Here is a 12,441-nt window from a genome sequence, read left to right on the forward strand (position 1 = left end):
GGCGGCGGTCAGGAGTCCGCGCCGCCCCGCCGGTAGAGGTTGACCAGCTGGGCCAGGTGCCGCCCGGCGGTCAGCAGCGGGGTGTCGTCCCGCGCGACCTGGGCGGCCAGCTCCGCGCCCTCCAACGTGCTGATCACGGTGTGCGCCAGGTCGCGGGCCTCCTCCTCGGCGATGCCCGCGCCGAGCAGCCGCTCCCGGACGAGCCGCTGCCAGTGGGCGAACGCCTCGGCGGCGGCCTGCTGGATGTCCTGCGCGCGCCCCATCGCGCCCAGTGCGGTCGAGGTGACCGGGCACCCGTCCGCCCAGTCGGACGCGCGGAGCCCCTCGGCGAGGTTCCGGGTGCAGACGAGGATCGCCTCGGCGGGGTCGTCCTCGCTCTCGAAGGCCGCGCGCAGCTCGTGGGCGAACTCCTCGTCGCCGCGCTGGATCGCGGCGACCGCCAGCTCCTGCTTGCCGCCCGGGAAGAAGTGGTAGACCGACGCGAGCGCCGCCCCGGCCTCCCTGGAGATCTGCTTGATCCCGGTGCCGTCGTAGCCCTGGCGCTGCATCAGCCGGGAGGCGGCCCGGACGATCCGCTCGCGGGTGCCGACGTTGTCGTCCGGGTCCGGTCCCTGGTCAGCCCTGGATTCCACGCCCCGATGCTACCGGTAGAACGTTCATTCCAGTCTGTGCTACGTTCCTTCTAGATAGATCGCTCGTTCTAGAGGGAGCAGCAGTGAGCGCTCAGGCAGTGACGATCATCGGACTCGGCCCGATGGGCCGGACCATGGCGAACGTGTACCTCGACCGGGGCTACCAGGTCACCGTGTGGAACCGGACGGCGAGCCGGGCCGACGAGCTGGTGGCCAGGGGCGCCGTCCTGGCGGCCTCAGCCGAGGCGGCGGTGGCCGCGAACGAGCTGGTCATCCTGAGCCTGACCGACTACGACGCCGTGTACGCGGTGCTGGAGCAGGCCGAGGCGGCACTGGCCGGCCGCGTCGTGGTCAACCTCAGCTCGGACACCCCGGAGCGCGCCCGCCAGGCCGCCGGGTGGCTCGCGGAGCGCGGCGCCCAGCACCTCACCGGCGGCGTGCAGGTTCCGCCGTCGGGCCTCGGCAACCCCGAGTCCGAGACCTTCTACAGCGGGCCGAAGGACGTCTTCGAGGCCCACCGCGAGGCCCTGGAGGTGATCACCAGCGCGGACTACCGGGGCGAGGACCCCGGCCTCGCCGCGCTGTTCTACCAGCTCCAGATGGACATGTTCTGGACGTCGATGTTGAGCTGGCTGCACGCCCTCGCCGTGGCCGACGCCCACGGCATCTCCGCCGAGGAGCTCCTGCCCTACGCCTCGCGGACGATGGCGTCGCTCCCCGGCTTCCTCGGGTTCTACACCCCCCGGATCGACGCCGGCGAGCACGCCGGCGACGTCGACCGGCTCGCGATGGGCGTGGCCAGCGTCGACCACATCGTGCACACCACGCGGGACGCAGGTGTGGACGCCACCTTCCCGGGCGCGGTCCTGGACGTCTTCCAGCGGGGCCTCACCGACGGTTACGGCGCGGACAGCTTCACCAGCCTGACGAAGGTGTTCCGGAAGAACGCGCGCTAGTCCCCCGCACCTGTCCCGCGACGACGCGGGACGTGGTCACACCGCCCAGTGACCACGACGGTGTCGGTGACGGGACCCCGGTCGGGCCGCCCGCAGCCCCGCCCGACCGGGGTCCCACCGCGCCACCTCACTCGTGGCGCAGCGCCGTCGGGTGGACGGCCGCGCGGACCGCGGGCAGGGTCAGGGCCGTCACCAGCAGCATCAACGCGGTCACGACGACCGCCGCCGCCCCGAGGGACGCCCAGCTCACCGTGATCTCGCCCAGCTCCTTCCAGGCGAGCCCACCCGACGCCAGCAGGACCAGCCCGCCGGTGACCACCCCGGCCGGCACGGCGACGACGAACGCGACCGCGGCCAACACCGCGTTCTGCCACAGCACCGCCCACGCCTGGGCCCGACGGGGCACACCCACGGCGGTCAGGACGGCCAGCGAGCGCCGGCGCTCCCCGACCTGGTCCAGCGCCGCGACGACGAGGCTCAGCGCCGCGAGCAGGAGAACCACCCCGAGCCCCGGGAGCGCGACGTCGCGGACCGAGGTCAACCGGCGTTCGCGGGGTGTCCAGCCGGTGTGGACGTGCATCATCCGGTCGACGCGCTGCGCGACCGCCGCCACCCGCTCGGCGAGATTCCCGGCTTCCCCCTCGACGTGCAGGATGTGGACCGGCCCCCGCTCCAGCGCCGGGTTCGCCCCCGCCGCGACAACGACCGCGTCCTCCGACAGGAACATCGGCAGCGTGCGCCGGGCCGCGTCGCGGTCGGGCAACAGTTCCGTCGGAGGCACACTCCACGGCACTCTCGCGCCGGTCTGGTCCCGCAGCACGACCGACTCCCCCACCAGCGGCATCTCACCCTGATGCCACGCCTTGCCCGCCCGGCAGTCCCGCACCCCCATCCCGGCGAGGGCGTCGCACTCCAACACGATCACCTGGGGCAGCCAGCGAGCCTCGGCGGCGTCCCTCGCCACCGGAACGAGCACGCGCACCCCGGTGACCGACCGCACGCCGGGTATCTGGAGGACGTCCCGTCGCACCTGGTCAACCACGCCCCCGCTGCGGAGGTCGGTCGGAACGGACACCGCGACCCCCGCGTCCGCGTGCCTCGTGGTGAAGGAGGTGTCCGCACGCTCGCCGGTTTCCAGCATCACCTGCAGGGTGAGCCCGCTGGCGATGACGACGACCAGGCCGGCCAGGATCCGCGGGCTGGTCGTGTCGTGCCGCAGGCGGCGCACCGCGAGCAGCACCGGCAGCGCCCCCGGACGCCACCGGCGGGCGAGCAGGTCGACCAGCCACGGCGCCAACGCCGCGCAGCCCACGAGGACCAGCACGACGGCGATCGCGAGCATGTTCTCGACCCACGTGAAGCTCCGGACGAACAGGTGCCACCGCCGCGCCACGCCGAGGAGCGCCACCGCGCCCAGGGCCGCCAGGGCCAGCCGCCACCACAGGCGACGTCGGAGCGGGGCGCCGCGACGCACGCTGGCCAGCGCCACCTCGCCGCCGCGACGGAGTGCGGCCAGCGCCGAGCCGAGCGCGACCACCGGAACCAGCAGGATGATCGCCACGGCCCACGGCCACCGGGGAGCCAGGTCGGCGGGGAAGAACCCGGTCCCCGCCACCTCCACCACGCGGGCGAACGGCCGGCCCGCGAGGAAGAGCCCGGCCCCGAGGAACGATCCGAGCAACGCGCCGAACACCGCCTCGCCGGCCGCGATCCGCCTGATCTGCGCCGGGCCCGCGCCGACGAGCCGGATGGCGGCGAGGCGGCGGTCCCTGCCCGCGGCGCCGATCCGGGTGGCCGCCACGACGAAGATCGCGATCGGGGTCATGACGACGGCGACGGCCGCCGTGACCAGCAGGCGGGCCACCTCGTCCGGATCCGCCGCGCCGGGCACGCCGCCGAACCGCGTCACGGGGGACAGCCCGCTGTCGCGGTTCGCGCGGTCCGGCCCGACTCCCGCGTAGAACCACAGCTCGTGGGGTTTACTCAGCGCCTCCTCACCGACCAGGCCGATCACCCGTTCCGGGAACCGCTGCCGGATCAGCTCGTCCTGGCCGGCGAGCTCCGCGAGCGCGGGGGACAGGTAGACCTCGCCGGGGCCCGGCAGGCGCGGGATGCCGGGCGGCACCGGCGCGCCCGGCCCGGCCGCCGCCAGCTCCACGCCGGACACGAGGTGGCCCCGCCAGGTGGAGTTGAGCGCGCGAGCCCACAGCCGCACGGTCTCGGCCCCCTGCCCGGGGTGGGTGAGGTCGACCGGCGCCCGGGCGTCCTCCCGCTCGTGCTGGGCCTGCCGGGCGGGGCCGACGGAGGCGGCGAGCAGCAGCACCGCGGTGGCGGCGCCCACCCCCACGGCCATGAGCAGGGCACGCCCCCACGAGCCCCGACCGCCCCCGACGGTCAGTCGGACCCCGAGCAGGACGTCAGCCCACCACCGGCCGACACGGTTGGCCATCCTCAGCTCCCTCGCCCCGTTGGTCGGCCCCTGGCCGGCGCGGAGGGGTCGGTCCGGCCCCGAACCGGACGGACCCCTCCCCGCCGGCGGCACCCCACCCGCCGATGTGGTGCCGTTCGCCGCGCGCCGGCCCCCTGCCGCGCGCACGGCCGCTCGTCGCCCCCGACGAGCGCGTCTGTGTTCGTTCGGTCAGCGTTCTCGGGCGGCGCCGCCGGTCGCCCCGCCCTCCGCCGACAGGTCCCTGGTCCGGCCGTCCCGGACGACCACCTCGCGATCGGAGTAGGCGGCCACCCTCGGCTCGTGGGTCACCAGCACCACCGCGGCGCCCGTCTCGGCCGCCGCGGCCACCAGCGACCGCATGACGTGCTCGCCGTTGAGCGAGTCCAGCGCGCCGGTCGGCTCGTCGGCGAACACCACCCGGGGACCGGTGACCAGGGCCCTCGCCATCGCGACCCGCTGGCCCTGCCCACCCGAGATCTCGCCGGGCCGCTTGCCGGCCAGGTCGGCGACCTCCAGCCGGTCCAGCCACTCCCGGGCCCGTCGCTCCGCCGCGCGCCGGTCCATCCCGCCGAGCCGCGACGGCAACGCCACGTTCTCCAGGCAGGACAGCTCCGGCACGAGCTGGCCGAACTGGAAGACGAACCCGAACTCGGACCGGCGCAGCGCGCTGCGCCGCGTCTCGGACAGAGCGCTGATCTCGGTGCCGCGGTAGCGCACCACCCCGGCGTCGGGCACGAGGATCCCCGCGAGGCAGTGCAGCAACGTGGACTTGCCCGATCCGGACGGGCCCATCAGAGCGATGATCTCACCGGGGCGCACGCTGACCGACGCGCCGGCCAACGCCGGCGTCGGGCCGAAGGACTTGCGCAGGCCGACCGCCTCCAGCAACGGGGCGGCGTCGTCCTCCTCGGGCTTCTCGGACTCGTGGGTCCCGGCCGCCGGGTGCGTCGCCGAGGTCACCGCCGCACCTCCGCGGCGAGCTGGTCGAGCCGGGCCGCGGTGAGCTCCAGCCAGCGCAGGTCCGCCTCGAGGTGGAACAGCGCGTGGTCGCAGACGAGCTGGTCGGCGAGGTCGCCGCCGGCCTTGCGCCGGGTGAGCTCGCGCATCAGCCGCAGGTGCGCGGACCGCTGGGAGTCCAGGACCTCGGTGGCGGCGCGGCCGCTCATCAGCGCGAGGACGACCTTGGCGTACAGCGTGTTGTGCAAGTACGGCTCCGGGTTCTCCGGGGTGCCGAGCCACTGCTCCACGTCCGTGATCCCGGCGTCGGTGATGGCGTACCGCTTGCGTTCGGGCCCGCCGCCCGGCTCGACGCCCTCCACCTCGACGAGCCCGTTCCGCAGCAACCGGGACAACGTCGAGTAGACCTGCCCGTAGTGCAGCGGGCGGTCCTGACCGAAGCGCTCGTCGTAGGCGCGCTTCAGGTCGTACCCGTGACGCGGACCGCCCTCCAGCAGCCCCAGCAACGTGTGCCCGATGGACATGGACCCGACTCTACACGTCGTGTATACACTCGGTCTATACACACGGTTCATATCCGGGCGCGGGTGAGTCGCCACCGCGATCCACGCAGGTCAGAGCCGGGATGAACGAGGACGACAGGGGACGTGATGCGGCGCTTTCTCCGCCTGCTGACGAGCGCGTGCCTCACCGCCGTCGTGGTCGGCACGATCGGTGCCGCGGCCCTGCTGGTGCCCCAACCGCCGTCCGGCCGGACCGACGCCCTCGTCGTGCACGAGCTCGTGCCGGTGAGCCACGGGGGCCGGTGCGGGTCGGACCCCGCCCACCGCGACGTGGGGGCGCGCGGCCTGGAGCCCCGCGCGGCCGACGCGTGGGCGCGGGTGGTGAAGGCCGCCAGGAAGGCGGGAGTGCACCCCTGCGTGCACAGCGGGAAACGCGGCCAGCGGAAGCACCTCGCCGACCGCGATCGCCGCGTGGCACGACCGAAGCCGACCGCCGCGAACTCCGCGCGCGGATCGGCGCACCGGCGCGGCCTGGCGGTGGACGTCTGGCCGGCGAGCGCCGCTTCCTGGCTGGCGTCGACGAAGGGCGAGTTCGGCTGGTGCCAGCGACAGCCGGACGCCCCCTGGCACTTCGAGTACGACCCGCGCTGGGCGACGGGGGGATGTCCCGCGCCCGGGGCGGCACGGCACCCGACGCACCAGCCGAACCCGGCGCGCGAGCCGGGCGCGCCGGGGTCCGACCAGGCGACGGCGGGGGTCACGCCGGTTCCGGCGTGCCGCGGCCGGAGTGTGCCCGAGCCGCGCCCCTGACGACGGGCGTCAACGGACCTCGACGGGGCACGGCCCGGGCGCGCCGGGCGAGGATCAGCCCGCGACCAGGCAGAAGGGGTGGCCGGCCGGGTCCGCGTAGACGTTGAACCCCGACCCCGGCTCCAGCTTCCTGATCTCCAGCGGCCGCGCGCCGACCCGCAACGCGTGCTCGTGCCCCGACACGAGGTCGTCGACGTCGATGTCGAGGTGGAGCATCTGCTGGCGCTCCGGGTTCGGCCACGTGGGCGGCTCGTAGTTCGGCGACCGCTGGAAGCACACGCTCGGGCCGCCCGCGGGGTCGTGCAGGGTGACCCACTCGTCGTCCGCCCCGCCCTCGATCGTCGGCCAGCCGAGCAGCGCGGAGTAGAAACGCGCTAGCTCCAACGGATCACGGCAGTCCAGCATGACCCCGTTCACCTTCAGGGGTCGGGATGCGACAGTCATCGGCCCTCCTCGTCACGGTGCGTGTTCCAGGGTGCCATAACCAGTAATAAGCGTATGGTGGTTACCACGGGCGCACAACCCCCGTTCCCCCTACAGTGGTGTTGTGACTGGCCTGGCTGCCGGCGTCCACGTCGAACCGCTCGCCGACTGGGACGTCGAACAGGACATCGATCTGGTGCTCGCCTTCCTCAACACGTGCGATGTCGAACACGGCACGGACACGCTCTCCGCCGAGGACACCTGGCGGACGTGGGCCCTGGGCCGTGATCTCGGCCCCCCGCCCACCTCGGCCAGGGCGCGACCGGTCAGGGACGCGTTGCGGGCCACGGTCGCCGGGGACGACCCGACCGGGACGACGAGCTGGTCGGTTCGGATCGACCTGCTGGAGGGCGTTCCCATGCTGACCGCCGCGGACGCCCTGGGCACCGTGCTCGCCGCCGCCTACCGGCTCGTCCTCACCGGGCACTGGGCGCGCATCAAGATCTGCCCGGCGGAGGACTGCCGCTGGGCGTTCTACGACCGCTCGCGCAACCGGTCGCGCACGTGGTGCTCGATGCGCGTGTGCGGGAACCGCGAGAAGGCCCGCAACTGGCGGGAACGCGCCCGCAGCGCCACAGCGCGGTAGCGGGAGCGCTAACACCGACTGTCCCCGGGCCGGGCGGTGGTTCCGACCGCCGTCCGGCCCCACACCGCCGGGTGGGATCACCACCCGCCCGGGCGGCCGGGGGAGCGGGTGTCGCGAGGCCCGCCTCCCAGGCGGCATGACCGACCTCCCCCCGCACTCCTCCCCACGCCCCGAGCGCGAACGCCGCGAACCCGACGAACTCGGTGAGCTCGGTGAGCTCGGCGAACTGGTCGCCGCGGCCCGCGCCGGCGACCACGACGCCTGGCGCCGCCTGGTGGACCGCTTCGCCGGCCTGGTCTGGACCGTCGCCCGCCGCCACCGCCTTCCCGCCGCCGACGCCGACGACGTCTGCCAGGTCACCTGGCTCCGGCTGGCCCAACAGCTCCCGGCGCTGCGGGACCCGTCCCGGCTGGCCGCGTGGCTGGTGACCACGACCAGGCGGGAAGCGGCCAGGGTCCGCACCGCGCGCCGCCGCGAACACCCCGTCGAACCCGACCTGGTGCCGGCGTCCTCGGTGGACGGACCGGAGGACCAGGTCCTGCGGAACGAGGACGATGCCGCGCTGTGGCGGGTGTTCACCCGGCTTCCCGAACGCTGCCAACACCTTCTGCGCACACTCGCCGTATACCCGGAGACGAGCTATGTCGATCTCGCACGGGCGTTCGGCCTGCGCCCCGGCAGCGTGGGGCCGGCCCGCACCCGCTGCCTCCGCGCGCTCCGCGGCCTGATGTCCGAGGCGGGGCTGCTTCCCGAGCCCGCCGCCGCGGGGGCGCGCCGGTGACCGCCGATCCTCTGTGGGCGTTGCTGGATCTGCTCCGTCGGATCGACCCCGTCCCCGAACGCGTTCGCGCTGTGGCACGGGTGGCGGTGCGCGAGGCCGGCGCACCGGCAGGCCTCGCGCTGGTCGCCGACCACGATCTGGGTCGTGACACCGGAGTCCGGTCGCGAGGCATTCGACGACAGTGGGAGTTCGCCGGCGCGGGGACCGGCCTCGCGGTGCAGCTCACGACGTCCGCCGACGGAACGCTGGAGCTGGTCGGACTGGTGACACCGGCGAAGGCCACGGTCACGGCGCGGACACCGAGCCGGAGCATCGAGACCGACGCGGACCCCGTCGGCTGGTTCCACGCCCGTGGTGTCCCCTCCGGACCACTCAGCCTCGTCGTCCACCCGCCGGGCGGGGCGCCCTCGGCGACACCGTGGATGGTGGCCTAGTGCCGGGCGAGGCGGAGCGCCTGCGTGACCTCGCCAGACGCCAGCCGGACCTCGTGCTTCCGCGCGCCGGCGCACTGGCCGAGGCAGGGGACCCGGACGTGCGCGTGGTCGCCCGGCACGCGCTCTGCCTCGCCCACGCGGAACGGGGAGAGGTCGCGGCGGCACGCCGGGCGGGGCTGCGCGCGTTGGCCGAGGCCCGTCGGGCGGGGGCCGCACGTCGTGTCGTCGAGATCCAACTCTCCTTGGCGTGGCTGGACATCGAACGGGGAGTACCCGGCGCGGACCGCCTGGCCGCGCTGTGGCACCGGCTCGACGGCGAGGAGCTGGGCCGAGCCCGTTGTCTGCTGGGTCTGGGCCTCGCCGCACGCGGACAGCACGCGGCGGCAGTCGCGGAGTTCACCGCCGCCCTCCCCCACCTCCGTCGGAACCGCTGGTGGTTGGCGAACCTGCTCGGCGCGCGGGGCATCGCCGCCGCCTACCTCGGCCACCTCGGGCCGGCCGAGGACGACCTGTCCCGGGCGAGGGCGCTCTGGGCGGACGCCGCGCAGCCCCTGCGCGCGGCCTCCTGCCTGCACAACACCGGGTTCGTCGCGTTGCTGGGCGGCGACGTGCTGCGCGCGCTGTCGTTGTTCGACGCCGCGGCCCGCGACGGTCTCGACCCGGCACGGCGGCCGGAGATCCTGTTGGACCGCGCCGAGGCGCTCCACCTGGCCGGACTCGACGGCGAGGCCACGGCGGCGCTGGAGCGGGCCTGCGCGCTCCTGACCGCGGCCGGCCGTCCGGCCCGGTTGGCCGAGGCCCGGCTCGCGCTGGCCCGGTGCGCGCTCCGGACGGGCCGGCCGGAACCGGCCGCGACCGCCGCCGGTCAGGCCCTCGCCGCCTTCCGGAGCCAGCGGCGCGGCTCCTGGGCCTCGGTCGCGAGCTCCGTCCTGCTGCGCGCCGAGCTGGCGCGGGGTCGGCTGTCCGTTCTCCGCATGGCCGGCCGAACCGCAGCGCGGTGCGAACGGCAGGGTTGGCACGTCGCCGCCGCGGAGCTGCGGCTCGACGCCGCGCGGACGGCTGTCGTCGTCGGTCACCACGCCCTTGCCCGTCGCTTGTTGGCGAAGCTCGCGGCGAACGGGACACCGGGGCCGGCGCCACTGCGCGTGATGGCGTGGCAGGCCAGGGCGCTGCTCGCCGAGCTCGACGGAGATCACCGACGCCTGGTGCGCGTGGCCGGACGCGGACTTCGGGTGCTGGCGGAACGAATGCCGGCCCTGAGCCTGGTCGAGCCTCGAACCCACGTCACCGGGGCGGTCGTCTCGCTCGCCGACCACGCCCTCACCGCGTTGTTGTCCTCGCGGCGGGTCGACAACAACGCGGTGCTGCGGTGGACGGAACGGCGGCGCGTCGCCCTGCTGTGCCGGCCTCCCCTGCGGCCACCGGACGACGCCGAGCTGGCCGCGGAGCTGAGCACGCTGCGTGCCGCCGTGGCGGAGGCAGGGCTCACCGAGGAACTCGACCCCGCAGCGCGAACCGCCGTCGTGCGACAGGAACTGCGGGTGCGCCGACGGGCACTGGCGATCTCCGGAGCCGGAATGATGGGCCGGCCACCGACAACCCGCGAGCTGGAGAGCGCGCTGGGTCCCGCGACGCTCCTCAGCTTCTTCGTCCACAGTGGACTCCTGTACGCCGTCGCACTCGCCGCCGGCCGAACCCGGCTCCACCGCCTCGGGTCGGCGGCCGAGATATCAACCCACGTGCGGCAACTCCGGTTCGCCCTGTCGCACAAGACAACCGCGCGGATCTCCCCATTGCAGCCCGCGGCGATCAGGGCGGCGGAAACCCTCACGAGCTGGCTGGACCACCGCCTGCGACCCGTGCTGTCCGGCGACGCGCCGTTGGTCGTCGTGCCCACCGGCGCACTCCACGACCTCCCCTGGGCCGCACTGCCTTCCTGCCACGGCCGCCCGCTCACGGTCGCGCCGTCCACGTCCGACTGGCTCCGCGGCCTGTCCACCCCTTCCGGACGACCTGGACGCGCGGTCTGGGTCGAAGGCCCTGGCCTCGCCCACGCCGAGCGGGAAGTGATCGCGCTGCACCAACGGCACGGCGGACGACTCCTCACCGGCAAAGCGTCCACAGTGGACAGAGTCCTGCAGGCCGGGGCAGGCGCGCGGGTGCTCCACGTCGCGTCGCACGGAACGTTCCGCGCCGACCAACCGCTGTTGTCGCACCTGGACCTGGCCGACGGCCCGCTCTACGCCTACGACCTCCACCGCCTCCGGCGGCCGCCGCGCCTCGTCGTGCTCTCCGCGTGCGAGGTCGGCGCGGTCGACGTGCGCGTCGGCGACGAGTTGCTCGGCCTGACCTCCGCACTCCTCGGCGCCGGTGCCGCTACGCTTGTCGCCAGCGTCCTCCCCGTCCGGGACGACCAGGTTCCGGACCTGATGACGACGCTGCACGACGAACTGCGGAGAGGCCGGACACCGGCGGAGGCCCTGGCGAACGCGCAAGCCCGCCACGGACACCTCGGTTTCCAGTGCCTGGGCGCCGGCCTCTCTCCGCTCGGCGGCGATCACCGGCGCCCGCACCAGCGACCTTAGTTCACCTCTCGTTCACCTGCCGTTAACCTCAAGTTCAGATCTTGCGCGCCTACTTCCGCAGCGCCGCCAGCCGGTCGACCGCCTCGGAGAGCACCTCGTCCCGCTTGCAGAAGGCGAACCGCACGAGGTGCCGCCAACGCTCCGGCTCGTCGGTGAACACCTGCACCGGAACGGCGGCCACCCCGGCCAGCTCCGGGAGCTGACGGCAGAACTCCAGGCCGTCGGCGAAGCCCAGCGGGCGGATGTCGGCGCAGACGAAGTAGGTGCCCTCGCTGCGCCGCACGCCGAACCCGACCTCGGCCAGGCCGTCGGCCAGCCGCCGCTGCTTGTCGGCCAGGTCGCCGCACAGCCGCTCCACCCACGGCCGCTCCTCGCGCAGCGCGTGCGCGGTGGCGAACTGCAACGCCCCCGGCCCGACGAAGGTGATGAACTGCTTGGCGGCGCGCACCGCCGCCACCAGCTCGGCCGGCCCGGTCGCCCAGCCGACCTTCCAGCCGGTGACGCTGAACGTCTTGCCCGCGCTGGAGATGGTCACGGTGCGCTCGAACATCCCGGGCAGGGTGGCGATCGGCACGTGCCCGCCCGGGGTGAAGACCAGGTGCTCGTAGACCTCGTCCGAGATCACCATCAGGTCGTGCTCCCGGCACACCTCGGCGAGGGCGGACAGCTCCTCCCGGGTGAACACGGCCCCGCACGGGTTGTGCGGGGAGTTCAGCACCAGCGCCCGGGTGCGCGGGCCGATCGCCGCCCGCACCGCGGCGACGTCCAGCCCGAACCGCCCGGTCTCCGGGTCCTCCGCCAGCGGGACGCCCCGCCGCTTGGCCCCGGCCATCGCCACCGCGGCGGCGTAGGAGTCGTAGTACGGCTCCAGCAACACCACCTCGTCGTCCGGCTCGACCAGCGCCATCAGTGACGCGGCGACGGCCTCCGTGGCCCCCACCGTGACCAGGACCTGGGTGTCCGGGTCGAGGTCGATCCCGTAGCGGTCCCGCTGGTGGTCGGCGACGGCGCGGCGCAGCTCGGGCACGCCGGGGCCGGGCGCGTACTGGTTCATCCCGTTCCGCAGGGCCTCGCTGGCGACCTCGATCATGCGCTGGGGCCCGTCGGTGTCCGGGAACCCCTGTCCCAGGTTCACCGCGCCGGTGCGCTGGGCCAGCGCGGTCATCTCCGCGAAGATCGTCGACGTGAACGGTCGCAGCCTGCTGCTCAGGGGCGGCTTGTGCACGGCACGTGATACTGCCAGCTTCTCCCGGCGGCGCAGAACC

12 protein-coding genes are annotated in these 12,441 nt (G+C 74.4%); 6 read left to right on the forward strand and 6 right to left on the reverse strand.

What is annotated here, in order from left to right; all coding sequences use genetic code 11:
* Positions 1-8 precede the first annotated feature (8 nt).
* Positions 9-632: a TetR/AcrR family transcriptional regulator gene (locus BUE43_RS01335; protein ID WP_073479469.1), complete on the reverse strand. Its 624-nt coding sequence runs from the start codon at positions 630-632 to the stop codon at positions 9-11.
* 83 nt (positions 633-715) lie between these two features.
* Here BUE43_RS01335 and BUE43_RS01340 point away from each other — a divergent pair, with 83 nt between their 5' ends.
* The gene (locus BUE43_RS01340) at positions 716-1,588 is read left to right on the forward strand and encodes an NAD(P)-dependent oxidoreductase (protein WP_073479470.1); all 873 of its coding nucleotides are present in this window, start codon (positions 716-718) and stop codon (positions 1,586-1,588) included.
* Between the two features lie 127 nt (positions 1,589-1,715).
* On the opposite strand, the gene BUE43_RS01345 is transcribed toward BUE43_RS01340, so the two are convergent.
* From BUE43_RS01345 to BUE43_RS01355, 3 genes are all read right to left on the reverse strand, one after another.
* Positions 1,716-4,037: an FtsX-like permease family protein gene (locus BUE43_RS01345; RefSeq protein ID WP_073479471.1), complete on the reverse strand. Its 2,322-nt coding sequence runs from the start codon at positions 4,035-4,037 to the stop codon at positions 1,716-1,718.
* Positions 4,038-4,226: 189 nt separating this feature from the next.
* Complete coding sequence (locus BUE43_RS01350) at positions 4,227-4,925, reverse strand: ABC transporter ATP-binding protein (RefSeq protein ID WP_073480172.1); 699 nt, start codon at positions 4,923-4,925, stop codon at positions 4,227-4,229.
* A gap of 68 nt (positions 4,926-4,993) precedes the next feature.
* Positions 4,994-5,518, reverse strand: coding sequence for a PadR family transcriptional regulator (locus BUE43_RS01355; protein WP_073479472.1), 525 nt, complete (start codon positions 5,516-5,518; stop codon positions 4,994-4,996).
* 126 nt (positions 5,519-5,644) lie between these two features.
* Here BUE43_RS01355 and BUE43_RS01360 point away from each other — a divergent pair, with 126 nt between their 5' ends.
* Positions 5,645-6,307, forward strand: a complete 663-nt coding sequence (locus BUE43_RS01360) for a M15 family metallopeptidase domain-containing protein (protein WP_143173892.1) — start codon at positions 5,645-5,647, stop codon at positions 6,305-6,307.
* Positions 6,308-6,361: 54 nt separating this feature from the next.
* Here BUE43_RS01360 and BUE43_RS01365 read toward each other — a convergent pair whose 3' ends face one another.
* Complete coding sequence (locus tag BUE43_RS01365; RefSeq protein WP_073479474.1) at positions 6,362-6,751, reverse strand: VOC family protein; 390 nt, start codon at positions 6,749-6,751, stop codon at positions 6,362-6,364.
* 103 nt (positions 6,752-6,854) lie between these two features.
* On the opposite strand from BUE43_RS01365, the gene BUE43_RS01370 reads away from it, so the two are divergent.
* The 4 genes from BUE43_RS01370 to BUE43_RS01385 all read left to right on the forward strand — a co-directional run bounded on the left by BUE43_RS01370 (position 6,855) and on the right by BUE43_RS01385 (position 11,176).
* On the forward strand, positions 6,855-7,376 hold the full coding sequence (locus BUE43_RS01370; protein ID WP_083959222.1) for a CGNR zinc finger domain-containing protein: 522 nt from the start codon (positions 6,855-6,857) through the stop codon (positions 7,374-7,376).
* 136 nt (positions 7,377-7,512) lie between these two features.
* Entirely contained in the window at positions 7,513-8,157 is a 645-nt protein-coding gene (locus tag BUE43_RS01375; RefSeq protein WP_083959223.1) for an RNA polymerase sigma factor, read from the forward strand.
* The gene (locus BUE43_RS01380; protein WP_073479475.1) at positions 8,154-8,591 is read left to right on the forward strand and encodes a hypothetical protein; all 438 of its coding nucleotides are present in this window, start codon (positions 8,154-8,156) and stop codon (positions 8,589-8,591) included. The genes BUE43_RS01375 and BUE43_RS01380 overlap by 4 nt, the downstream gene beginning before the upstream one ends.
* On the forward strand, positions 8,591-11,176 hold the full coding sequence (locus BUE43_RS01385; RefSeq protein ID WP_083959224.1) for a CHAT domain-containing protein: 2,586 nt from the start codon (positions 8,591-8,593) through the stop codon (positions 11,174-11,176). Before BUE43_RS01380 ends, BUE43_RS01385 begins: the two co-directional genes overlap by 1 nt.
* Before the next feature lie 49 nt (positions 11,177-11,225).
* Here the strand turns inward: BUE43_RS01385 and BUE43_RS01390 are convergent, their stop codons facing one another.
* Complete coding sequence (locus BUE43_RS01390; protein ID WP_073479477.1) at positions 11,226-12,401, reverse strand: pyridoxal phosphate-dependent aminotransferase; 1,176 nt, start codon at positions 12,399-12,401, stop codon at positions 11,226-11,228.
* Positions 12,402-12,441 lie beyond the last annotated feature (40 nt).

This window comes from Streptoalloteichus hindustanus, from assembly GCF_900129375.1.
Lineage (GTDB): Bacteria > Actinomycetota > Actinomycetes > Mycobacteriales > Pseudonocardiaceae > Streptoalloteichus > Streptoalloteichus hindustanus.

What these genes read in the sequence shown, in the direction of transcription:
- BUE43_RS01345 (WP_073479471.1), bottom strand. Translation starts at nt 4,037, where the DNA reads ATGGCCAACCGTGTCGGCCGGTGGTGGGCTGACGTCCTGCTCGGGGTC.
- BUE43_RS01355 (WP_073479472.1), bottom strand. Translation starts at nt 5,518, where the DNA reads ATGTCCATCGGGCACACGTTGCTGGGGCTGCTGGAGGGCGGTCCGCGT.
- BUE43_RS01360 (WP_143173892.1), top strand. Translation starts at nt 5,645, where the DNA reads ATGCGGCGCTTTCTCCGCCTGCTGACGAGCGCGTGCCTCACCGCCGTC.
- BUE43_RS01365 (WP_073479474.1), bottom strand. Translation starts at nt 6,751, where the DNA reads ATGACTGTCGCATCCCGACCCCTGAAGGTGAACGGGGTCATGCTGGAC.
- BUE43_RS01375 (WP_083959223.1), top strand. Translation starts at nt 7,513, where the DNA reads ATGACCGACCTCCCCCCGCACTCCTCCCCACGCCCCGAGCGCGAACGC.